Source organism: Variovorax multivorans (genome assembly GCF_051216835.1).
Lineage (GTDB): Bacteria > Pseudomonadota > Gammaproteobacteria > Burkholderiales > Burkholderiaceae_C > Variovorax.
The window spans coordinates 1-22,699 of the sequence record NZ_JBPJZL010000033.1 but is presented as its reverse complement, the minus strand read 5'-3'; the positions used below and the strand labels follow the sequence as shown (position 1 = coordinate 22,699).

The window sequence follows — 22,699 nt, the reverse complement described above, 5'->3', positions numbered from 1 at the left end:
TTGGTCGTCAGCCTGCTGGCCATCCTCAAGGCCGGTGGCGCCTACCTCCCCCTGGATGTGGACTACCCGCCCGAGCGCATCGCATTCATGCTCCAGGACGCAGCGCCCGTGTGCATGGTCACCAACGCCGCCATCGCACAGGCCCTGGCCCCGGCCCTGCCAACCCTGTGCCTGGACGACGCAACACTGGGCCAAGCCCTGGGCAACGCCCCGGCCACCGACCCCACTGACGCCCACCGCTCAGCTCCCCTGCTGCACACCAACCCCGCATACGTCATCTACACATCGGGCTCCATCGGCAAACCCAAGGGCGTGACAGTGGAACACCGCAACGCGGTCAACCACATGCACTGGATACAACAAGCCTTTGCGTTGAGGCCGCAGGACGCCGTGCTGCAGAAGACGCCGTTCAGCTTTGACGCTTCCGTGTGGGAATTTCATGCGCCGCTGATGGTGGGTGCTCGCCTGGTCATGGCTCGGCCCGAAGGTCATCGGGACCCGCGCTACCTAGGTGAAGTGCTGCGCTCCGAGCGCATCCACACCCTGCAGGTCGTACCTAGTCTGCTGGAGGTCTTGGTGGAGACTGAAGCGCTGGCCGAATGCGCGCCGCTGCGGCGCGTCTTCTGCGGCGGCGAAGCGCTGTCGCAGAGTTTGGTGGATCGCTTTCGCGCCCAGGTGCCCGACGCGGTGCTGGTCAACCTCTACGGCCCGAGCGAAGCCACGATCGATTCAACCAGCCATGTGTGCGAAATTCATTCGGAGGGCATGCATGCCCCCATAGGCGGCCCGATCTGGAACACGCAGATCTACGTGCTGGACGCCTCGCTGCAGCCCGTGCCCGCGGGCGTGCCCGGCGAGCTCTACATCGCTGGCGCGGGCCTCGCGCGCGGCTACCTGCGCCGCCCCGGCCTGAGCGCCGAGCGCTTCATCGCCAACCCCTTCGGCGCTCCCGGTTCGCGCATGTACCGCTCCGGCGACCTCGCCCGGTGGCGCTCAGACGGCGTGCTCGACTTCCTCGGCCGCGCCGACCAGCAGGTCAAGATCCGAGGCTTTCGCATCGAGCCCGGCGAGATCGAGGCCGCACTGGCTCGCCTGCCCAGCATCGCGCAGGCCACCGTCATCGCACGCGAGGACATCCCCGGGCACAAGCAACTCGTGGGCTATGTGGTGCCGGAGTCTGCAGACTCGACCATCGACACCGCAGCCGCGCGCCGCACCCTGTCCGAGTCCTTGCCCGACCACATGGTCCCCGCGGCCATCGTCGTGCTCCCAGCCTTGCCGCTCACGCCCAACGGCAAGCTCGATCGCCGAGCCCTGCCAGCGCCGGACTTCACGCCCCTCAGCATCCGCGCGCCACGCACCCCACGGGAGGAGATCCTCGCCTCCCTCTTCGCAGACGTCCTGCGACTGCCCCAGGTAGGCATCGACGACAGCTTCTTCGACCTGGGCGGCCACTCCCTGCTGGCCACCAAGCTCATCAGCCGCGTGCGCTCCTCCCTGAGCGTGGAGCTGCCCATCCGCGCACTCTTCGAAGCTCCATCGGTCGCTCAACTCGCGCAGCGCCTGGGCACTAGCGCGAACTCCTTCGACTGCTTAATTCCAATTCGGACTACTGGCACAGCTTCGCCCGTGTTTTGCATCCATCCGCTCGGCGGTTTGAGTTGGGGATACTCGTCTCTCATTCGTCACCTCGACAAAAAATTCCCAATCTATGGGTTGCAATCGCGCGGTTACTCCTCTTTGGAAGAAATGCCATCAACAGTCGAGGAAATGGCAGAGGATTATTTAGATCAAATTAAGAAAATTCAACCCAAAGGACCATATAACATAGTTGGATGGTCTTTCGGCGGACATATTGCCTACATGGCTGCACATCACCTTTCAAAGCAAGGAATCGAAGGGAATAACATATTCCTGCTTGACGCTCATCCGCCAGAAGAAGAGCCTCCAGCGATTGAAAAATTCGAAGCCGAATTGAGGATTTTGAAAGAAAATAGTCCCAACGAGAGCGACACGCTTTGGCGTGTAATGCAACACCATGCCGTATTGCATCATAAATACAGTCCACCACAGCTCGACAGCGACGTGACACTCTTCGTTGCAGCCCGCAATCTCAAGCCAATCAAAACAGAAAGATGGTCATCTTTTATCGCAGGTGAAATTTTCGCTCACGAAATTGACTGCGAACATGAAGAAATGCTCAACCCCGAACCAATCGCAAGCATTGGAGAAATAATCAATCTCTCACTATCCAAAAAAATGTTGGCCAATCGATAAAGGCAATATCACCAACAAACGTGAGTGCGCCGTTGAATTTTATAAATGGCCGACCGCTGCCTTTCTCGGAATTTGGTTTGGGCAATGATTTATTTGGGTCGCGTGGCGTACGCCCATGAATATTTCATCGCCTGCCAACGCCGATCGTTCCGTGTGAACGCAAAAACTTCACGCGCAAGAGATTTCCCATCTTCTTGAAATAGCGGCTACGTCGAAGTGTGTGGTGCATATCGACAGCCTTTGACCTTCTGTCTCTATTGAATGCAGCCCTCTACAAAAAATCTAACGCGACCGCCAGCGCTGCTTCGCCAGCGCAAGGGTACTGCCGCCCCCTCCTCCCTGACGGCAGCAGACTCACCCAAAGGACGGCATTCCGAATGGGACACCCTGCGCCGACTGTTGCCGTATCTATGGAGATACAAGTGGCGCATGGCGGCCGCCCTCGCATTCATGGTGGGGTCGCGCACTGCGAGCATCGGACTGATAGTCCTGTTCAAGGTTCTTGTCGACAAGATCGCACCAAATCCCAACATGGCGCAGGCCCTGACCATCGTCCCCTTGGCCTTGCTGCTGACCTACGGACTTCTGCGATTCTCCACTTCACTGTGCAACGAACTGCGTGAAGTCGTGTTTGCGAAGGCCACAGAAGGCGCGGCACGCAGCATCTCGCTGGAGGTCTTCGAGCATCTCTATGCGTTGTCACTGCGCTTTCACCTTGAAAGGCGGACCGGCGGGATGACGCGCGACATCGAGCGCGGAACACGTGGTGTGCGCACATTGATTGCGATGTCTCTGTACAGCGTGGTGCCCACGACCATCGAATTGGTGCTCGTACTGGCAATCATCGGAGTCAAGTTCGGTGGATTCTTCTTTCTGGTCGCCGCCACCTCGCTGCTGCTGCACATCATCTTTACCAAGCTCGTGACGGATTGGCGTGCCAAGTTCCGCCGGATGATGAATGAGATCGACTCGACGACAAACAGCCATGCTATTGATGCGCTGCTTAATTACGAAACGGTGAAGTACTTCAACAACGAAGCACTCGAAGCGAAACGCTATGCAGGCGGGCTGGAGCAGTTCCGCAAGGCAGCCTTGAAGAACCAACTCACACTAAGCGCTCTCAATGGCGGACAGGAATTGCTCATTGCCGTCGGCATGACGATCATCCTCTGGCGTGCGGCTTCAGGCGTCATCGCGGGCCAGTTGACACTGGGTGATCTTGTGATGATCAATGCCTTCATGATTCAGTTGTTTGTCCCCCTGAACCTCTTGGGAGCAGTTTATCGCGAGGTAAAGCAGGGCTTGGTTGATCTCCACAGGATGTTCGCATTGATGGGCCATGTGCGAGAAGTCAAGGATGCGCCTGGGGCCGTGGACCTCCAAGAAAGTAACGTCGCCGTGCGCTTCAGCGACGTCAGCTTTGCATACGATTCAGGACGGCCAATCTTGCACAACGTCAGCTTTGAAATTCCAGCGGGCAGGAGCGTCGCCGTCGTGGGCGCATCAGGCTCAGGAAAGTCAACGTTGGCAAGACTTCTGTTCAGGTTCTACGACATTCAAACAGGTCACATTTTCATCGGAGGCTCGGAGATCCGTGAGGTGACACAGTCGAGCCTTCGGCAGCACATCGGTATCGTGCCGCAGGACACAGTGCTGTTCAACGACACAGTCGCCTACAACATTGGCTACGGACGCCCCGACGCAAGTCATGAGGACATCGTCGCCGCTGCCAAGGCGGCGCGCATCCACGACTTCGTCATGGCCACGCCCGATGGCTATGGAACTGTTGTAGGGGAACGCGGCCTCAAGCTATCGGGAGGGGAAAAGCAGCGCTTGGCCATCGCTCGCACGCTGCTTAAGAATCCACCGCTGCTGATATTCGACGAAGCCACATCGGCCTTGGATTCGGCCAATGAGCGCGCAATCCAAACGGAACTTATGACGATGCTGCGTGACAAGACAACGCTGGTGATCGCGCATCGTCTGTCGACCGTCGTGGAGGCGCACGAGATCTTGGTTCTTGACCGGGGCCGTATCGTGGAACGAGGCCCTCACAGCCAGCTGATTGCACAGGGCGGGCTCTATGCGCAAATGTGGGAGTTGCAAAAGGCCAGTGGCCTCCATAGCCTTTGATCGCCCCGATTGATATCAAAGCATTCGAGATAGCACCGAAGTCTCTGGCAGCCAGACACCGCCGCGCCGCGCGTGCTGCAGCACGCCATCCCGCACACCGTCGATACCGCCAACTTCGAGCTGTGGATGCCCCTTGCTCAGCGGCGGCGAGATGGCCCTCGCGCCACTACAAGGCAAGGCGTTAACGGCATCCATGAGTCCCGAGCGTGGTTTCTCGAAAGGCTCAGGGTGAGCTGGACTCCTCGCTTGGCGAAGTGATGTGCAGGGGCGATGTCAATCTGTCATCAGGTGCCACTTCGACGTTCGGTGGAGCTGACGCGCCGAGGGCAGAGGAGGCAGCGGTGGAACTCAAGCTTGCTCGGAGCAACTCGGTAAAGGCTCTGACGACGGGCGCCGCGCTTCGCTTGCTTGGATAGAAGACATTCAGATCCAGGGGTCGAATTTCCAGGTCCGGGAGCAGGCGCACCAGTTCCCCCTGGCGAACCTGGTCCCTGCACATGTGCTCGGGGAGGCAGACGATGCCCAGCCCCTGAACAGACAGGTGACGCGCCCCCACCAGGTTGTCGATGTTGAGCCGTGGACGTACGTCCTTGAAGACCTCCAGCTCGAACAGATTGCCCAACCCAGGCGCGAAATGGGTCTCCCTGTCATTGGTGGCAATGATGTCGTGCATGCCCAGGTCATCCAGCGTCTGAACCATGCCTCGCCGCGCCAGATAGGCAGGAGATGCGCAAAGCCAGCGCGCCAGCGAGACGAACCTCGAAGATCCCGGTGGGTGCGTGGGGCCGCTCGAAATGGCGATGTCCACGTTCTCCGAGCGAAGTTCGGCTTTCTGCGCCGTGGAGCGAAGGACGACGCTCACACTTTCATATCGCTCAAGGAAGCGCGGCAGTACCGACTGCTGCACCTGCTCTTCCAAACCTGCATCCGCTGCCATGCAGACGGTCAGTTGCCCCTGTGGCGCGAGGCCCAGATCACCGACGTAGCCGATGGACTCACCGATGCGCTTCATGATTTCGACGCCTCGGTCCTTGAGCACATTCCCGGCACGGGTGAGCTTGACCTTGCGTGTGGTCCGGTTCAGCAGTGGGATGCCCATCAGGGTCTCCAGGCGCACGATGCTGCGACTGACGCTCGATTTGCTGATGCCCAGTTCGTCCGCGGCGGCGGAGAAGCTGTAGAGGACCGCCACGTAGGTAAAGATCCGGAGGTCGTTCAGATCGAGCAGATCCACCTTGTTCTGCGCTGTCGCTTCACCGTCTTGCATGCTGTGCTATGGTCTGGGAGTGGTTTTTTGGGATTGATCGACCAATTGCTGATGATCAAAGTGCCTGGGCGCAGACACGGTCGAGCGCAGCAGCAAGCCTGCCGCTCCGTGTCACCCGCACCGGAGTGTGCCTTATCCAGCTCCACGCAGTTGCTGGTCCATCTGAATTCGCCCGCGGGCTCTTTTCAGAGAGCTGGCAGCAGCTCAGAAAAGCCGTCGACCTGAACGCTATCCGAAACGCAAGTCCGGTGGTTCCATTTCTTAGGAAACACCGCCCATCTCGCAGCGAGCTGCGGGGTGAAAGTCGAAGACTGGAGATATCGAATCGCGGTAATCGACCAACTCGCTGTCCAAAAATCCGAACCCAGCATAACAGCTGGCGAACGCCCGCGCCATGACGGCTCCAAGACCGGACTCGTTCCTCTTTTCGAGGTGCTCGGAAACAAAAAAGCCACCCGACTTTCGCCGGGTGGCTTTCAGCTTTTGATTCGAAGCTGGCTTACGCCAGCGTCAAATTAGAAAGCGTGACGGATACCGAAGTCGTAGCCGGTCGAGGTCTTCGGGGTGAAACCACCGGTGGTCACGAAAGCGGGGCCGCCAACAGTCAGCGCTGCGGTGTTCTTGTTGCTGACACGAGCGATCGTTGCGTACAGAGCCGTGCGCTTCGACAGGTTGTGCACGTAGCCCAGAGCCAGCTTGTTGGCCTTCGGATCACCCGGGTTCAGAACGAACGGGTTGGTCGGCTGGTTGTAGTCGTACTTGACGTGCGACCAGGAAGCGCGGATCAGGCCAGCGCCGACCGGCACGGTCACGCCGAGCAGGTAGCCGGTGAGATCGATGTCGGGACGGCCACCAGCCAGCGGGGTCACTTCGTAGTCGACCTTGTTCTTGACCTTCGACAGTTCACCGAACAGCTTCGCGGGACCGAAGTCATACGAAGCGCCCAGGTTCAGCGTGTTGACCTTGGTGGTCGTGCCGACGTAGTACTGATCACCCACGGTGCTGCTGCCATAAGCCAGTGCAACGTCCAGAGGACCGTTGGCGTAGCCGAAACGGCCACCGACGTAACGGCCTTGACGCGAATTGTTCGCGACGTCAGGCGTAGACAGACCAGGGCTGTACTTGGTCTTCTCTGCGAAGCCGTACTGCACTTGACCGTAGAAACCACCCAGGTTCGGCGGCAGGAAGTAGCCAACGACGTTGCTTGCGCGAACGTAGTTGCTGGTGCCGACGTTAGGCACGCCAGGAACCGCCGTGGGAGCCGTGCCGTTGAAGGCATTCAGGCTATTGCTGGCCGTGAAGATCAGGTTGGTGCCAACGCCGTTGGTGCCGAACGGATCGAACACGGTGTCGTTCCAGAACGTGGCGGTGTAGTCACGACCCAGGCGCAGTTCACCGAAACCACCCGACAGGCTCACGGTCGAACGACGAGCGAACGTCGAAACGCCAGTTTGGCCGTCATCGTTGGTGATCGGAGCTTCAAGCCAGAAGCTGGCTGCCAGGCCACCACCGAGGTCTTCCGTACCACGGAAGCCCAGACGGCTGGAGTTGTAGTTACCGCTAGACAGTTCCGTGCGGCTGACCTTACGGCTGCCTTGGTTCACATAGAACGGATTCGCGAGCGTGGCACCGTTCAGGTCACGCGAGGTGCTCGAGTAGCCGCTGATCGACGCGTCGACCACACCAAACAGCGTGACGGACGACTGAGCCGAGGCAACACCGGCGACAGCCAGCGCAGCCAAAGCAACCAGAGATTTTTTCATTGCAAGTTTCTCCAAGGTTAAACATAGGGCTCCGGTGCGAAGGGCTCACCGTGACTGGCACTTTTGTGCTCCCACCGGACCCCGGGCCAACCTCCTTTTGGGAAGTTGATGCTATTGCACCAGAGCCGCTGCGGTAGGGCAAAACAATTCGCCCGAAAACCGGAGCGAAGGTCCGTTCCGTTGTGCTGAAACTACAAACCCAATCCGCACGAATCCGTTGGCCGCCAGTGCCCAAACACCATTACTTCCGCATAGTGAAAAGACACCGACGGAGCACCATGCCTCAACAAGCATGAAAGCGCGCCAGAGCCAGATTTGGAGTCCGCTACCCCGCCGCTTCACGCCCAAGGCAGTCCCGAATCGGTGGTGCAATCTCGCTGAGCGACACGGCCGCCCCGCACCGCCCTCTCACAGAAGAGCAAGGGCATTGCCACCGACATCCACCCGTCGCCGCGGACCGGCCCTTGGCAGCGAACCAGGTGGCAGGTGGACACCCGGGTTTTCACTACATATAGTCACGCACCACACGAGTGCCGGGGAAGCCGGATTGCGACAGGTCGTGCATGGGCGCAAGTGCCTGCGCTGCCGATTTCAACACTCACATACATGACAGTCTGGGCTCTCGGCTTGAACCATACGACCGCGCCGCTCGATCTGCGCGGTCGTTTCGCGTTCGCGCTCGACCAGATCGCCCCCACGCTGCAGAGCCTGCGCAGTTCCTTTGCCTCCGGCCGCCACCCCCAGGTCGAGGCCGCGATCATCTCCACCTGCAACCGCACCGAGATCTATTGCGCCTCGGAACACGCCGCGCTCGACCACACCTTCGGCTGGCTGGCGGCCAGCGGCGGCGTGGCCCCTGCCCTGCTGCGCTCGCATGCCTACACCCTGCACGACGACGAAGCCGCGCGCCATGCCTTCCGCGTGGCCAGCGGGCTCGATTCGATGGTGCTCGGCGAAGCCCAGATCCTCGGCCAGATGAAGGACGCCGTGCGCGCAGCCGAGACGGCCGGCGCGCTCGGCAGCACGCTGAACCAGCTGTTCCAGCGCTCCTTTGCCGTCGCCAAAGAGGTCCGCACCGCCACCGAGATCGGCGCGCATTCCATCAGCATGGCCGCCGCTGCCGTCCGGCTGGCCGGACAGCTCTTCGAGGATTTGCATCAAACGCGCGTGCTGTTCGTTGGCGCGGGCGAAATGATCGACCTCGCGGCCACGCACTTCGCGGCCAAGGACCCAAAGTCGATTGCCATTGCCAACCGCACGCTCGAACGCGGCGAGAAGCTGGCCTCGCGCTTTGGCGGCGAGGCGATGCGGCTGGCCGACCTTCCCTCGCGGCTCGCGGAGTTCGACATCGTGGTGAGCTGCACCGCGAGCACGCTGCCGATCATCGGCCTGGGCGCCGTCGAGCGTGCGCTCAAGGCGCGCAAGCACCGCCCGATGTTCATGGTCGACCTGGCCGTGCCGCGCGACATCGAGCCCGAAGTGAAGGCGCTCGAAGACATCTATCTGTATACCGTCGACGACCTCGCCCAGGTCGTGCAACAGGGCCAGGCCAACCGCCAGGCCGCGGTGGCACAGGCCGAAGTGATCATCGATGCCGGCGTGCAGAGCTTCATGCACTGGCTGGGCCAGCGCGGCACGGTGCCGCTGATCCAGCAGCTCAACGCGCAGGCCGACGAGTGGCGCGCCGCCGAAATGGCGCGTGCGCGCAAGCTGCTGGCCAAGGGCGAATCGGTCGATGCGGTGCTCGAAGCCATGTCGCGCGGGCTCACGCAGAAGATGATGCACGGCGCCATGGCCGAATTGCACGCGGGCGATGCCGCTTCGCGCGAGCAGACGGCGCAGACGATCTCGCGCCTGTTCCTGCGCAAAGAGCGCAGCGGCACTGGCCATTGATCAACAACCCTCCGATGACCTGCAGGGCGGGAAATGCCTTCCGCTGGCGCCGCCCGCCACCTTGGCGAACCGACCTGCGCCATCTACATTTCGCCATGCATCTTCCCCGCATCCTCTCCCCAATGTCAGCGCTCAAGCTCATCTTGAGTGCCACGCTCGCGACCACGGCCATCAACACCGCAGTCGCCGCCGACTCCGCTTTTGTCGAAAAGTCATTGGGGTCGCAGACCGTGCGACTGCCCGTGCTTGCCGCGTTCCCTGCGGCCTGCGAAGAGAATCGGCCGCTCGCCGAGCGTGCAGCTTCCTTGGCGCCCAAGAGCTCGAACTTTGTCACCTGCTTCGTGCCAACGGACAAGTTGACACTGATCCGAGAGGGGAAGGTCGCCGACCTTTACCCGTACCTCACCGTGAGCGTGGACCCGCCCCACCCGAGCGGCCCATTCACGGTGCAGGAGTTCCAGCAATTGCGCCGGGCGACCCAAGCCAGATTGGGTGATCTCCAAGCGAAATCCAGCGACGCGCAAAAAGAGCTGCAAGCCCAGGATGCCAGCATTGCTGCACGCGGGGGCGACCTGCGGCGCGAAAACTACCGCCAACAGTTGTCCGGTTTCTTCGATGTCCCGACCAAGCTCGAGAGCTTTTCGTTCCTCGTGAACCGATCCGCCAAGGTCTCGGAGGCTGGCGCGAGCGCCACGCTTTGCGAAATCAACGCCGTCACTACCATTCTGTATGCGGGTCGGCTCCTGCGCGTCCTGGTGATTGATGACTGCGGCGGAGCGACTCCAGGCTTGCGCGCCCGGGAAATCACAGCGGCTTGGTTGACAGCGCTCTCGCGCCTGAATTCCGACCGCAATTGATCAGGCTTTCGCGCACGAGCCGCAGTGCATTGACGGATCGGGTCACCGCGAGCCAACGCCGCACATGACGAAGAGCCCCTGGTTCCGATCGTGCTTGCGCAAGACTCGTTTTCTTTCCCCTCCAAGAACCAACTGTCCTGCCGTCCGCGCCCCACGCCTGGCGTTCATTGATGCGGCTCGACCGCAATGGCTCTGTGAGGTTTTGAGTTTCGGGGCCGCCCCAGCGTGCACTTCGGTAACCCGTTGCCCTTGGTCTGGGTGATCCGTGAGATGCGGCCTGGAATCAGAGGGTTTGATGCTCTCGGCGCCGGAACTCATCCTCTTCGCCCTCCAGCCTGTCACTATCGGGATTGATCGCAAGCCTCAGGAAAAGTCTCGAGGCGTCAGCAGGTACACCAAGAGCCAATTCATCTGTTGGCCGGCAAGCCGTTCATCAATCAATACCAGCACCATTTGCCCGATCACCAGCGGCGCTGAGTGTGTTGGACGATGCCACCAAGCGATGCTCTTGTGCGTAGGCTCGGACCAGCATTTCAACCGTGGAAGCCACGGAGCGATGCTCTCTTGCTGCCGCAAGCCTCAGCAGTTGCTTGATGTCCGCGGACGTGCGGATGGTCACGGTCTCATCCTTCAGTCGTTTCATAGTCACTTCGCCAAAGCCTCTTGTGCCGCAAATGTACGGCACTCTTACGCAAAGATCGTTCCAGGAAACTGCCGCCGACAGAGCATCGGACCAAGGCCTTGCAGGGCATGTCTCGGATCTCTCTTGCGGCCCGTCTCGCCCCGCCAGTCCTGAACATCACATTCATCTTCAACCGCTCAGGCTACTGCAGGCGTCGCTGGCCAGACAGTGCGTCACGATCTCGAAGGAGGTTGTGCGGCGGTTGATGAAACAAGAGAGCTTGGCCGTTGCCACGCCGAAGCGGCGTCGGTACGGCTCCTATCTGGGTGAGATCAGTCCAGCGCCCGAGAACCTCATCAATCGGGACCTCCAGGCAGCGGCCCCGAACGAGAAATGGCTGACCGACATCACCGAGTTCCAGGTCCCGGCCGGCAAGGTGTACCTATCGCCCACCATCGACTGCTTCGATGGCCTGGTCATCAGCTGGTCTATTGGGGCGCATCCAGCTGCCGAGCTGGTCAACACGATGCCGGATGCAGCCATCGAGACCGTGGCCGACGGCAACGCACCGGCCCATCGTTCACTCTGATCGTGGTGCCCACTATCGCTGGCCTGGCTGGCTATCGCGGATCGGTGACGCGAAGCTCATCCGCTCGATGTCTCGCAAGGGTTGCTCGCCTGATAATGCTGCATGCGAAGGCTTCTTCGGTCAGCTGAAAACGGAACTGTTCTACCCTCGAGACTGGAGGGGCGCCACGGTCGAGCAGTTCATCAAAGAAGTTCATTCCTACATCCGCTGGCACAACGAGAAACGGATCAAGATCTATCTCGGCTCTCTGAGCCCTATCGAGTACCGAGAGCGACTCGGACTTACGGCATAAAACCAGTCCAAGTTTTTATCCGCACCCCCGACTACGCCGGCGATACCCCGCATTCCCTATACGCTGATGTACCGAAAAGGTGCCGCCGATGAGCTACTTCGCTTCGTAACGTCTGTCGTGACAGATGCATGCGACTTTGCACGGATGCTGCATGGCTACTTTACGGCTGGCGCACCGCGGTCTTCGATCCGATGAGGGCAACGACAGCTTTGATGTGCTCTCTGTATCTGGTTACTGATGTGCATGGCGTCTGGGCCATCCCCACTCAGATCGCAGCCGAAGATGCTTAGAGGCAGGACTGCACAGGTCCCACCGTCGAGAGCCGGCCATTGCGCGTCAATGACATTCCGGAATCGAACCGCAAACCTTCGCGCGGTTGGCTAAGTCGTTGATTTCAGGTGGCACACCACCATTTGCAGACTCGCTCGAAGCTGGGGCGGAATCGAAAAATCCTCCGCAACTCGCGCCAGTGCTTGCTTTCGCTCTCTGTTCCTGTTCTCTGGGTACACCTTCGGGTACACCAGACCATCTAGACCGGCACAACACAAATGTGCACTCAGCCGATCTTGGTCAGATTATCGCGCGACTCGGTGATCAACTCATCAACCCAGTTGAGTCGAACTACGCAAGGGGTGATGGAGACAACTCGCTGGCAGCTATAGGCATCCCGGTTACGGCAAGATGACCACACACCCTCCCAGCTGTGGCCGCTTTTCACTCGTAAGCTGTCATCTGATCGGCGGTTGCTGCCATCCGCTCAGCAGCGGGAGCGGTCCGTCGGGCGCATGCCTTTGAACTACCGCTGTAGACCCAATACTTGTCGACGAACTCTCCAGCGGAGCACTCGTCCGTAGGGTGTGGCTGGGCCATGTGGGTCTTTTCGCCTCCTGCTTCCACCCTGACCGTCTTTCTCCAGGAGGCTCTTTGCGATTCTGGTCACGGCACGCGGCGGGTCTATTGCTCACGTGCGGCACTTGATGTCATCCTCTGTTTGTGGGACGACGAAAGTAAACAGGCCCGCGACAATGCTGGGTGCGCGGCGCCCAAGGGCGATTCTCAACAGCTGCCCGGGCCGCGAGGAGGGAAACACCATGCTGTCCATTTTGGCGAAAGCAGTGACAAGGCTTGCCGGCGCGTTGACGCTCTGGCTCGCCCTTTCGGGCTCAGCGATCCCTCAGGGCTTTCCTTTGGGCAGCGGGCCAGGTGTCCCGATTCCTGCTCCGCCCCAGCCCATCGTGGTCGGCAACGATCCAACCCTTGGGCAGATGTGCCTGCACCCCAATGGCGGGACCGCGCCATGTGACGTGGTGCGGCATGCGCTTTTGGTGCTGGCCGTGGCTTCGACGATCCAACTCCCCATGATCGGCATGAGCCCAGTGTGGGGGCCGACATGCAACGGGCCGCTTGGACCTGGGCCGTGCCAGGACATCAAGATCTGGATTGCGATCCGCCAGGTGGCGGGACAGCAGTTTCCGATGCAGCCGGTGCGCGTCGATCCGATGGCGGGCCCCATCTGCATGGGGCCGCTTGGAGAAGGCCGGTGCGCCGACATTCAAGCCTATCTGATGCAGCAGCAAGCGGGCGTAGCAACACCAGGAGACCCGCGCAACGCCCAGCCCACCGGCGCCACCGGTGTTGGCGGCCCCTTGTGTTCGACCCCCGCGGGGCCGGCCCCCTGCGGCCTGGTGGCGCAATCGAGCCTGGACAGGATGACGGGCGTGCCTACTGGGTTTGGCGTCTCCGCCAGATTAGCGCCGCAAGATCTCGCCAGGGAGTGCGCAAAGCGTGTCGGCCTGGATGTCGCAGCATTCGCGGGGTGCGCCGGACAGCAAATCGTGCTGCCTCGCAAGCAGCAGGAGGTCCTTGACTGTGCAGTGAGCTCGATGAACGCGCCGGCGTTCGCTCAATGCGCGGCTGCCCCCCTGGGAGTGACGCTCTCGCAGGACCAGCGAGTTTTGGCTGGCTGCGCGATGAAATCCAACGGGGATGCCGACGCATTTGCAAGTTGCGCCAGCCAGGCGTTCGCAGCCAAGGCGCTTGGGCCGAACGAGAAAGCGATCCTCAATTGCGCCACCGGCGGCGGCGACGCAGCCGCGTTTGCGCAGTGCGCCGCGGGTCCGCTTCTGAAGGCAGGGCAGAAAGCGGTGCTCGACTGCGCAATCTCGGCCACTGACGCCGCCAGCTTTGCCACCTGCGCCGCGCCGAATATTGGGATCAAGCTATCGGACGATCAGCGCATCGTTACCCGCTGCGCGATGCAATCTGGCGGAGATACCGACGACTTTGCGAGCTGCGCGGGCGGGGCATTGCTGGGCAAGAACCTGAGTCAGGACCAGCAGGCGGTGCTCGGCTGCGCGGCCAACTCCGGCGGTGACGAGGCAAAGTTTGTCGGCTGCGCCGCCAACAGGCTTTTGGGGAACAAGCTAAGCAAGGAGCAGCAGATTGCCGTGCAGTGCGCCGCACAGTCCGGCGGCGACGTGACCGGGATGGCCACTTGCGCTGGCGCCAACCTCTTCAACCTGCAGCTCAACCCGGAACAGCAGATTGCCGTGCAATGCGTCGTCTCAACCGGTGGCATGCCCTACGCAGCGGCCGGATGCATGGCTTCCAGGCTGACCGCGCGGGAACTGACGAAGTGCATGACCGATGGCATCGGCGGCAAAGGCTGCTTCGGCGACTCCAACGACCTGGTTGGCAAGGACGGTTGGGTGGCGCGCAACCTTGGGCAAATCGCCGGTGGGCCCAACTCGGTGTTCAACAACCCCGATCAGCTGCTTGGAGGCAACAACTCCTTCGTGCGCAACCCGGGCCAGATCTGGGGCGGAGACAACTCATTCGTGCGCAATCCCGGTCAGATCTGGGGTGGTAACAACTCCTTTGTGCGGAACCCGTCACAGTTCTGGGGTGGAAACAATTCGGTTTTCAACAATCGGCAGCAGCTCGTGCCCAAGCCCATACAGGTGGGCAGCATCGGCGGCAAACGCATCTGCCTGCCCTGGTGCTAAATGACCATGAAATGCATCGACCTCCCACGCTGCCTGGTGTCGGCACTGGCCCTGTGCGCGAGCGCTGGCGCGCTCGCGGCCGACAAGGATCTGCGCACCCGTACCGACTCCGCGGGCGAGACGGAAATCGGCTTTTGCTCACGGCCCAGCAGAGCGGCGCCATTCAACTTTCCGGGGCACACCTTCGTGACATTCTCCGAGGCCCGGCCAGGTGCTAGCAGAACGTTCCGATCGGTCGGTCACACCGTGGCCGGCGCCGGCATGACGCCCACGGTGTTCACGTACTTTGGAAGCAAGCCAGTGGCTGGCAAGCAAGCTGAGGAGCGCTACACCGACGTGATGCAGGCTTGTTTGACCGTCAAGGTGGATCGTGAGGCCTATGAGCGCGCGGTGGCTGCGGCGCGACCGACCCTCACGGCCATCGGCTTGCCAGACGGCGTGGCGGCTGCGGCCGAGAGCTACGCCTTGAACGACAACGATTGCGTTGACTACGCCATGCGCGTGGCCAAGGCGCTGGAGCCAGCCGGACTCAGGGTGCCCGCGCGCTCCGCCACAGACCTTCCTGCGGACTACATCGCCAAAATGAAGGCGGCCAACAAGTAGAGATTCGCGGACCTGGTGTGGCTAGGCCAAGGCCATCTACCGCGCGGCTTCATTCGCGCAACGGTTGCGAATCGGCGCCAACCGCCGCTCTCCTCAAGATTGAGGACATCGACAACTACCGCACAGCATCAGCACAAACGACTGCTGCCGATGTGACTGTCGCTCGACTCAAGGTGCCTTAGGGACGGCAATCAGTCTCTAATGGGTTTCGCGGAATATTTGGCAAGACATCGTCCGCAATCGGACACGAAGCAGTCGCGACGCTCTGATCGGATGAAAGACCGCAACCAGTGGCGGACACCCATCTCGATAGTCCCAAGGGCTGCTTTTGCGCCCCACTGCAGTCGCCACTGCGCCATTAATGGGCCTCGACTGAAATCAACCATTCCGTGAGGCATTTGAGTACCCCTCCGGATCATCGACCCAGCGCTGAAGCGCTGCACGCGGCCATCCGCAAGCGCGCCCGCCCAAATGCACAGGAGGTGGAAACTTGCCCCCGGCAATCCTGCGATACAAGGTGGCGCGGCTCAATGCGGTGATGCGAATCACATCAGGCATGCGAAAGAACTCGGGACCTGCCGCGCTCGAAAGGTCAGCACGGCGGTGATTGGCATGGGGTTCGAAATGCATGACAACTCCTTGAAGTTGAATTGAGCCTTCAAGCAGCGGCTTGCGTACCGACGGTGAATCTCTGACTTGAAGAACCCGGACAAGAGCAATAACGGCGCCGAAACCAGAGCGGCACTGCCATCTGGACTCGATCCGTCAGTCGCGCCCCAATCCAGTGCCCCCAAGACCCGTCCCCCGCATGGATCTGCGTCGAGCGTGCAACGACTCACGGCCCCTGACAACTGGCAACTCTTACAGGGGGCAAAACCCTGGCATTGGGCATCAGTGACCACCACGCTCAGACGACGACACCGCCATGAGGCCACAGCCGCGCCCCCACCCCACCTCATGGCCCATCCGCTCGCATTGAATAGCGCGTGGCGCAGCGCTCACCGCGAACAGACACGTTCCGCTTTTCAAGACAATCCGATTCTTGAACTGGCCGGAGAAATCTCGTTTTCCTGGGGATCTCTATTTCAACAATCCATTAATACCAAAGAATTAGATAAAGAATTCTTGAGATTTGCCGATGTTCCATTCGTGACGTTGTGCGCAGGGCGGACACGCGACACCCCCATGGTTAGGCCTTTCATACCCTGATAATGGGATTGATGCTTTTAGATACAAAAGCGTCGCAAGTCTTCAAAAAATTCTCAGGGAGTTCAGGGCATGAATCGCCAGTTGCACCGCGTCGTCTTCAATGTCGCCAGAGGCATGCGGATGGTGGTTCAGGAAACGGCCAGGAGCACGGGCAAGGCATCGAACAAAGCGACGACGGCCACGGGTATTGCACCCGCTGGGGCTGCAGCACTGACTTCCGTACTGATCGGTGCTGCGTTGGCAGGCATGCTGGCCACACCATCGGCACATGCCCAGATCGTCGGCGCGCCGAACGTCCCAGGCAATCTTCGCCCCACGGTCCTGGTTGCGCCCAACGGCGTCCCGCTCATCAATGTGCAGACCCCGAGCGCTGCGGGCGTCTCGCGCAACGTCTACAACGCCTTCAACGTCGGGACCAACGGTGCGATCCTGAACAACAGCAGAACCGCCGTGCAGACGCAACTCGGCGGCTTCGTACAGGGCAACCCCAACCTGGCCTCGGGCCCCGCGCGCATCATCCTCAACGAAGTCAACGGCGGAACGCCCAGCCAGCTTCGTGGTTACATCGAGGTCGGCGGCCAGCGCGCGGAAGTAGTGATCGCGAATCCGGCTGGCATCAGCGTGGACGGCGGAGGCTTCATCAACGCGAGCCGCGCTACGCTCACCACAGGCACGCCGCAGTTCAACGCGATCGGGGGGCTCGACAGCTTCCTTGTGCGCGGCGGCACCGTCACCATCGATGGCGCGGGCCTCGATGCCAGCAAGACCGACTACGCCGCCATCCTCGCGCGTGCGGTGCAAGCCAACGCGAGCATCTGGGCCAGCGAACTCAAGGTGGTGACTGGTGCAAATCAGATCAGCGCCGACCATAGCCAGATCACGCCCACGACGGGCACGGGCACTGCACCGACCTTTGCACTCGACGTTGCTGCCTTGGGTGGCATGTACGCAAACAAGATCGTCTTGATCGGGAGCGAAGCCGGTCTGGGCGTACGCAACGCCGGCAGCATCGGCGCCGGTGCCGGGGGGCTTGTCGTTACGGCAGCAGGCCGTCTTGAGAACATCGGCACGCTGGAAGGCCAACGCGTCGAACTGACCACCCCGGGCGATATCACCAACCATGGCGGCACGATCCGTCAGGCCAGTTCGGCAGGATTGACCATCGCCTCGCCGGTCCTGAGCAACACGAACGGCGGAGTGATCGGCGCCGAGCCCGTGAGTGCCGGTACAAGCGGCGGTGAAACTGCAACCCCTGGGACCTCAACGCCAAGCAGCAGCGGCGGCACCTCTGCGACGCCGTCGACCACGGACACTGGCGGCACCAACAGCGGTGGCACGTCTGGCTCCACCACGTATACACCACCCGCGCCGGGCGTCATCACTGCCGGTGGCACCATCTCCAACGATGGCGGCAAGATCTACGCGGGTGGCCCCATCACGCTCAACACGCCGCAGATCAACAATGCAGGCGGCTCGCTCAATGTTGCGACGATGGCGGTGAGCGGTCCGAACTTCAGCAATGCGGGCGGCACGCTCAATGTCAGCCAGAGCTTCGGCGCGAACGTCGGCACGTTCGACAACACTGGAGGCAAGCTCAATGCGGGCAGCTTGAGCATCACCGCCACCGGCGATCTGCTCAATGTCGACGGCAAGCTCACCAGCGACAGCGATGTCCATCTGACAGTCGGCGGCAATGCCGACAACACGCGTGGCACTGTCTCTGCCACTGGCACATTGACCGCCAACATCGCCGGGGCGATCCAGAACACCTCGGGCACACTGACCTCGAACCAGAACCTCAGTGTCTCGGGCCAATCCCTGAACAATAGACAGGGGACCATTTCCTCGGCGAGCGGCAACGTCCAGCTCGCCATGGGGCAGCAACTCCTGAACACCGCTGGCCATATCGCCAGCAGCGGGACGCTTGCGATCCAGACCGGCAGCCTTGACGGAGCAGGAGGCAACCTGCAAAGCACCGGTGACATGAGCGTCACGGCCACGCAGACGCTGACTTCCACCGGCACCAACGTCGCAGGCGGGAACGCCACGTTCAAGGGGGCTTCCGTCGACCTCTCCGGCAGCCAGACCGGCGCGGCCAACATCACGATCACTGCCACTCAGGGTGACGTAACCACCAGCGGCGCAACTGTCGCTACCCCAGGCGCACTCGCTATCACGGCCAATGCGCAGCCCAGCCAAACACTGATCAACAACGCTGGCCAGCTCAATGCCGCTCAGTTGCAGATCAACGCCTCGAACATCGCCAACACCAACGGCGGCGAGATCGTGCAGACCGGCAGCGGCGCGACCATTCTTGCCGTCAGCGGCAGCATCGACAACTCAAACAGCCACATCGCCACGAACGGCCAGGACCTGACGCTCCAAGCCACATCCATCACGAACATTAGCGGCAAGATCGAACATGCCGGCGCCGGTACGCTGACCATCACCGGCGGCAACTTCAACGGTGCGAACGGTAAGCTCACCGGCAACGGTGCATTGACCGTCAACCTGTCCGGTGCGTTCAACCAGGACACCGGTACCACCTTTGCAAAACAAATCGACATCGCGGCCGGCTCGCTGAGCAATCGCAACGGCGGCAGCATCGTCCAGGCAGGCACCGGAACCACAACGCTCAATGTCGGCGGCGCCCTTTCCAACAATGGGGGAACCATCGCGAGCAATGGCGTCATCACGGCCAGCGCGGGCTCCATGGCCAACCAGGGCGGCAAGCTGCAAGCAGCCGGCAGCTCCGACCTGAACCTCACCGTCACGAATTCCCTCGACAACTCCGCGGCAGGCCAGATCCTGGCGGGTGGCAATGCCATCGTCCAGGCCGGCAGCCTCAAGAACGACGCAGGCAACCTGAATGCAACCATCGCAGGTGGGGCCACGAACGCAGGCGGTACGTTGGCCGCCGATGGCAACACCACGGTCACCGCCGCCAGCCTGGACAACAGCGCCGGCACGACCGCAGCCGTCAGCGGCAATCTGGCCGTGACGACCACGGGCGCCATCACCAACACCGGCGGCACCTTGCAAGCCGGCGGTACCGCGACGTTGAGCAATGGCGGCCTGAGCAGTGCAGGCGGCAAGGTCTTCGGCAACAGCCTGAGCATCGACACCCATGGGGGAGCGCTGGACAACAGCGCCAAGGGGACCATCGCCGCGACCACCACCGTCGACGTGAAGTCCGGCGCGCTGAACAACGACACCGGCCTCATCCAGTCTGGAACTGCGATGGCCATCGATACCAACAACCAGGCGCTCACCAACACCAAGGCGGCCGGCTACACCAACGGCAAGGGTGGCATCATGAGCGCCAATACGTTGACGCTCACGGCAGGTTCCGTGAACAACAACGCGGGATTCATCGGCGCCAAGGGGGCGCTCACCGCCACGACAAACGGTGCGCAGGGCTTCTCCAACAACATCGGCGGAAAGGTCATTGGACAGGCCGCGGTGACGATCAACACCAGCGGCGCGAGCTACGACAACAGCGGTGGCGAGACCCAGGCGGTCGGAGCCCTGACGGTCAATGCCGGCGCGCTCCTGAATGCGGGTGGTCTGCTGCGTTCCAGCGACACCACGACGCTGAATGCCTCGACCGTCGGCAACGCCGACACCAGCGGCACGAACCAGGGCATCGAGGGCACGAACGTCACGATCAGTGCAGGAGGCCTTGGGAACAAGACAGGAGCCATTCGCGCTGCACAGAATCTCACGGTGACCAGCGGCGGCACCGTGGACAACTCCACGGGCGGTCTCCTGTCTGCGGGCGATACCCTCAAGATCGTCGATCCGAACGCAGGGAATCCGGGTGCAAAGACGCTCAACCTGGTCAACACCAGTGGCACCTTGACGGCGACGAACAGTCTCCAGATCGACGCCGCCAAATTCAGCAACGACGGGAGCTTCACGACTGGCAAGGACTTGTCCGTCGCGCTCACGCAGGACATCGTCAACAACCGCGATGTCAGCGTCAGCGGCAATCTGACCTATGGCACCACCGGCAACCTGACCAACAACGCCAAGCTGCTTGCGGGCAATACCCTGACGGTGAACGGCAACGTGGTCGATAACACCGCCGCGGGCGAGATGTCGGGAACGAACACTGCCGTCAATGCGGGCACCCTGAACAATCGCGGGCTGATCGACAGCCAGGGCAACACGCAGGTCAACGCGGGAACGCTGAACAACATCGGAACAGGCCGCATCTACGGCAATGCCATTTCGATCAGCGCCGGGACGCTGGTGAACGAAGCCGAAACCGTGGGTAGCACGACAACGGCGGCCACCATCGCGTCGCGTGGTGACCTGGACATCGGTGCGGGCAATCTCACGAACCGCGAGCATGCGTTGATCTTCAGCAGCGGCAGCATGTACATCGGCGGAACGCTAGATGCCAACCGCCAAGCGACAGGCCAGGGCTCCGTGCTCAGCAATCTGAGCGCAGACATCCAGTCGCTGGGCGATATGAACATCTCGATGGCCAACGTCAACAACCGCGACGTGCACATCCAGTTGGGCACGCCCACTTCGGTCTCAAGCGTCGTCGTGGGCATAGCGCCTGTCACACCCGTTGGCAGCGGTGTGGGACGGACTACGCAGTACACGATGGACGAAGTCAACCTCGATCCGGTCAACGGGTTTGTCTACCGCAAGGATACGGGCGAGTTGGTCGGCATGGGCGGCTACGGTGTCTGGACCAACAACATCACAACGGTCACCGACACGGCCATCAATGCCGATCCCGCACATCTTGTCGCAGGCGGCAACATGACGGTCAACGGCCGCCTGTACAACCAGGACAGCCAGGTGATCGCAGGCGGGACGATCAACGCCAGCGACTACCAGTCCAGCCAGCTGACAGGCTCGGTCAATGTGTCGGGCCTGGCGAGCGTGGTCAACAACCAGGGCCAGGTGCAGGCCGTCAACATTCCTCTGGTACTCCCCCCACAGAGCATCGCATTGGGCGCCTACAAGTACCAGCAGAACCTCAACGCGACCACAGGCTACAACGCCGGCAGCGCGGCCAAGGGATCCGGCAGCGCGGCCGGTGGTGGGGCCGGTAGTGCAAGCGGCGGTCCTGGCGCGGGCGTCATCGTGGAGGTGGCGGCCAGTGTAGGCACGGTCGTTGGCACTGATGGCACAGGGGCCGGCACATCTGGGGGAGCGAATGCTGGAAACACCCGGACCGTTCCGACGGTGGTGCGCACCAGCACGCCGAACCTGAACGTGCCCCAGGCGAGCCTGTTCCGTATGCAGGCCGGTGGCAGCTACCTGATCGAGACCGACCCACGGTTTGCGAACTATCGCAACTGGCTCAGCAGCGACTATCTGCTCAACAGTTTCGGGGGCGACCCGAACAACACCCTCAAGCGCCTGGGCGATGGTTTCTACGAGCAGCAACTCATCCGCGAGCAGGTTGCACGCCTGACCGGCTATCGTTATCTGGATGGGTTCAACAACGACGAGGCCCAATACGCCGCACTGATGGATGCGGGCGTGACCTTTGCGAAACAGTACGGGCTCCGTCCCGGTGTAGCGTTGACTGCTGCGCAGATGGCGCAACTCACGAGCGACATCGTCTGGCTGGTCGAGCAGACCGTCACCCTGCCTGACGGAACAACACAGCAGGTGCTTGTGCCGCAAGTGTATGTGCGGGTGCAGCCGGGCGACATCGACGGCTCGGGAGCGCTGCTTAGTGCGGATGCCACCGTCATCAAGAGCACTGGCGATGTGACAAACAAGGGCACCATCGCAGGCCGCTCTCTGGTGTCCATCACCGCCGACAACGTCAACAACCTCGATGGCGGTCGGATTGCGGGGGGCAGTGTCAATATCGGTGCGAGCCGCAACATCAACAACATCGGTGCCAGCATCACGGCCAAGGACGCCGCCGTCCTGACAGCCGGTGGCGACATCAACGTACAGTCCACCACGCGGTCTCGCGGCACCGACACCGCCATCGACCGCGTGGCCGGTCTCTACGTCAGCAATCCAGGCGGCGTCCTTCTGGCCTCGGCTGGGCACGATGTCAATCTCATCGGCGCGATCCTCAGTAACAATGTAATAGTCCGCTCGAGGCCGTTGTTGACGGCTGGATGGTTTAGGGCGTGATGTCGGTGACGTTCTGAAGCAGAGCGAACGCCACGCGCCATGCGCGGCCATCGCAGTGAACGGTGG

At 61.5% G+C, this 22,699-nt stretch carries 11 protein-coding genes and 2 pseudogenes; 9 read left to right on the top strand and 4 right to left on the bottom strand.

Going from position 1 to position 22,699, the window contains the following annotated elements; all coding sequences use genetic code 11:
- Window positions 1-2,277: amino acid adenylation domain-containing protein (locus ACSFCA_RS36215; RefSeq protein ID WP_435462957.1), on the top strand; the 2,277-nt coding region annotated here is incomplete at its 5' end.
- Window positions 2,278-2,538: 261 nt separating this feature from the next.
- Window positions 2,539-4,410 carry an ABCB family ABC transporter ATP-binding protein/permease gene (locus ACSFCA_RS36210; protein ID WP_435462956.1) on the top strand — a complete coding sequence of 624 codons (1,872 nt, stop codon included), beginning with the start codon at window positions 2,539-2,541 and terminating at the stop codon, window positions 4,408-4,410.
- A gap of 223 nt (window positions 4,411-4,633) precedes the next feature.
- Here ACSFCA_RS36210 and ACSFCA_RS36205 read toward each other — a convergent pair whose 3' ends face one another.
- Window positions 4,634-5,677 (bottom strand): LysR family transcriptional regulator, encoded by a 1,044-nt coding sequence (locus tag ACSFCA_RS36205; RefSeq protein WP_435462955.1) that lies wholly within the window; start codon window positions 5,675-5,677, stop codon window positions 4,634-4,636.
- A gap of 515 nt (window positions 5,678-6,192) precedes the next feature.
- The gene (locus ACSFCA_RS36200) at window positions 6,193-7,440 is read right to left on the bottom strand and encodes a porin (RefSeq protein WP_435462954.1); all 1,248 of its coding nucleotides are present in this window, start codon (window positions 7,438-7,440) and stop codon (window positions 6,193-6,195) included.
- A 606-nt stretch (window positions 7,441-8,046) separates the two neighbouring features.
- On the opposite strand from ACSFCA_RS36200, the gene hemA reads away from it, so the two are divergent.
- On the top strand, window positions 8,047-9,333 hold the full coding sequence (gene hemA, locus ACSFCA_RS36195; protein WP_435462953.1) for a glutamyl-tRNA reductase: 1,287 nt from the start codon (window positions 8,047-8,049) through the stop codon (window positions 9,331-9,333).
- A gap of 95 nt (window positions 9,334-9,428) precedes the next feature.
- Window positions 9,429-10,190 carry a hypothetical protein gene (locus ACSFCA_RS36190; RefSeq protein WP_435462952.1) on the top strand — a complete coding sequence of 254 codons (762 nt, stop codon included), beginning with the start codon at window positions 9,429-9,431 and terminating at the stop codon, window positions 10,188-10,190.
- Between the two features lie 433 nt (window positions 10,191-10,623).
- Here ACSFCA_RS36190 and ACSFCA_RS36185 read toward each other — a convergent pair whose 3' ends face one another.
- Entirely contained in the window at window positions 10,624-10,833 is a 210-nt protein-coding gene (locus ACSFCA_RS36185) for a hypothetical protein (protein ID WP_435477487.1), read from the bottom strand.
- A 178-nt stretch (window positions 10,834-11,011) separates the two neighbouring features.
- Here ACSFCA_RS36185 and ACSFCA_RS36180 point away from each other — a divergent pair.
- The 3 genes and pseudogenes from ACSFCA_RS36180 to ACSFCA_RS36170 all read left to right on the top strand — a co-directional run.
- Window positions 11,012-11,693 (top strand): annotated as a pseudogene (locus ACSFCA_RS36180) (IS3 family transposase); the annotation flags it as partial.
- 1,091 nt (window positions 11,694-12,784) lie between these two features.
- Window positions 12,785-14,698, top strand: coding sequence for a hypothetical protein (locus tag ACSFCA_RS36175; protein ID WP_435462950.1), 1,914 nt, complete (start codon window positions 12,785-12,787; stop codon window positions 14,696-14,698).
- Window positions 14,699-14,704: 6 nt separating this feature from the next.
- A complete protein-coding gene (locus tag ACSFCA_RS36170) occupies window positions 14,705-15,301 on the top strand; it encodes a hypothetical protein (RefSeq protein ID WP_435462949.1) in 597 nt (198 codons plus the stop codon).
- A 378-nt stretch (window positions 15,302-15,679) separates the two neighbouring features.
- Here ACSFCA_RS36170 and ACSFCA_RS36165 read toward each other — a convergent pair whose 3' ends face one another.
- Window positions 15,680-15,859, bottom strand: coding sequence for a helix-turn-helix transcriptional regulator (locus ACSFCA_RS36165; protein ID WP_435462958.1), 180 nt, complete (start codon window positions 15,857-15,859; stop codon window positions 15,680-15,682).
- 399 nt (window positions 15,860-16,258) lie between these two features.
- Here ACSFCA_RS36165 and ACSFCA_RS36160 point away from each other — a divergent pair, with 399 nt between their 5' ends.
- Window positions 16,259-16,510 (top strand): hypothetical protein, encoded by a 252-nt coding sequence (locus ACSFCA_RS36160; RefSeq protein WP_435462948.1) that lies wholly within the window; start codon window positions 16,259-16,261, stop codon window positions 16,508-16,510.
- A gap of 69 nt (window positions 16,511-16,579) precedes the next feature.
- Window positions 16,580-22,573: pseudogene (locus ACSFCA_RS36155) on the top strand (beta strand repeat-containing protein); the annotation flags it as partial.
- Between the last annotated feature and the right edge of the window lie 126 nt (window positions 22,574-22,699).

What these genes read in the sequence shown, in the direction of transcription:
- ACSFCA_RS36210 (WP_435462956.1), top strand. Translation starts at nt 2,539, where the DNA reads ATGCAGCCCTCTACAAAAAATCTAACGCGACCGCCAGCGCTGCTTCGC.
- ACSFCA_RS36205 (WP_435462955.1), bottom strand. Translation starts at nt 5,677, where the DNA reads ATGCAAGACGGTGAAGCGACAGCGCAGAACAAGGTGGATCTGCTCGAT.
- ACSFCA_RS36200 (WP_435462954.1), bottom strand. Translation starts at nt 7,440, where the DNA reads ATGAAAAAATCTCTGGTTGCTTTGGCTGCGCTGGCTGTCGCCGGTGTT.
- hemA (WP_435462953.1), top strand. Translation starts at nt 8,047, where the DNA reads ATGACAGTCTGGGCTCTCGGCTTGAACCATACGACCGCGCCGCTCGAT.
- ACSFCA_RS36190 (WP_435462952.1), top strand. Translation starts at nt 9,429, where the DNA reads ATGCATCTTCCCCGCATCCTCTCCCCAATGTCAGCGCTCAAGCTCATC.
- ACSFCA_RS36185 (WP_435477487.1), bottom strand. Translation starts at nt 10,833, where the DNA reads ATGAAACGACTGAAGGATGAGACCGTGACCATCCGCACGTCCGCGGAC.
- ACSFCA_RS36175 (WP_435462950.1), top strand. Translation starts at nt 12,785, where the DNA reads ATGCTGTCCATTTTGGCGAAAGCAGTGACAAGGCTTGCCGGCGCGTTG.
- ACSFCA_RS36170 (WP_435462949.1), top strand. Translation starts at nt 14,705, where the DNA reads ATGAAATGCATCGACCTCCCACGCTGCCTGGTGTCGGCACTGGCCCTG.
- ACSFCA_RS36165 (WP_435462958.1), bottom strand. Translation starts at nt 15,859, where the DNA reads ATGCCTGATGTGATTCGCATCACCGCATTGAGCCGCGCCACCTTGTAT.
- ACSFCA_RS36160 (WP_435462948.1), top strand. Translation starts at nt 16,259, where the DNA reads ATGGCCCATCCGCTCGCATTGAATAGCGCGTGGCGCAGCGCTCACCGC.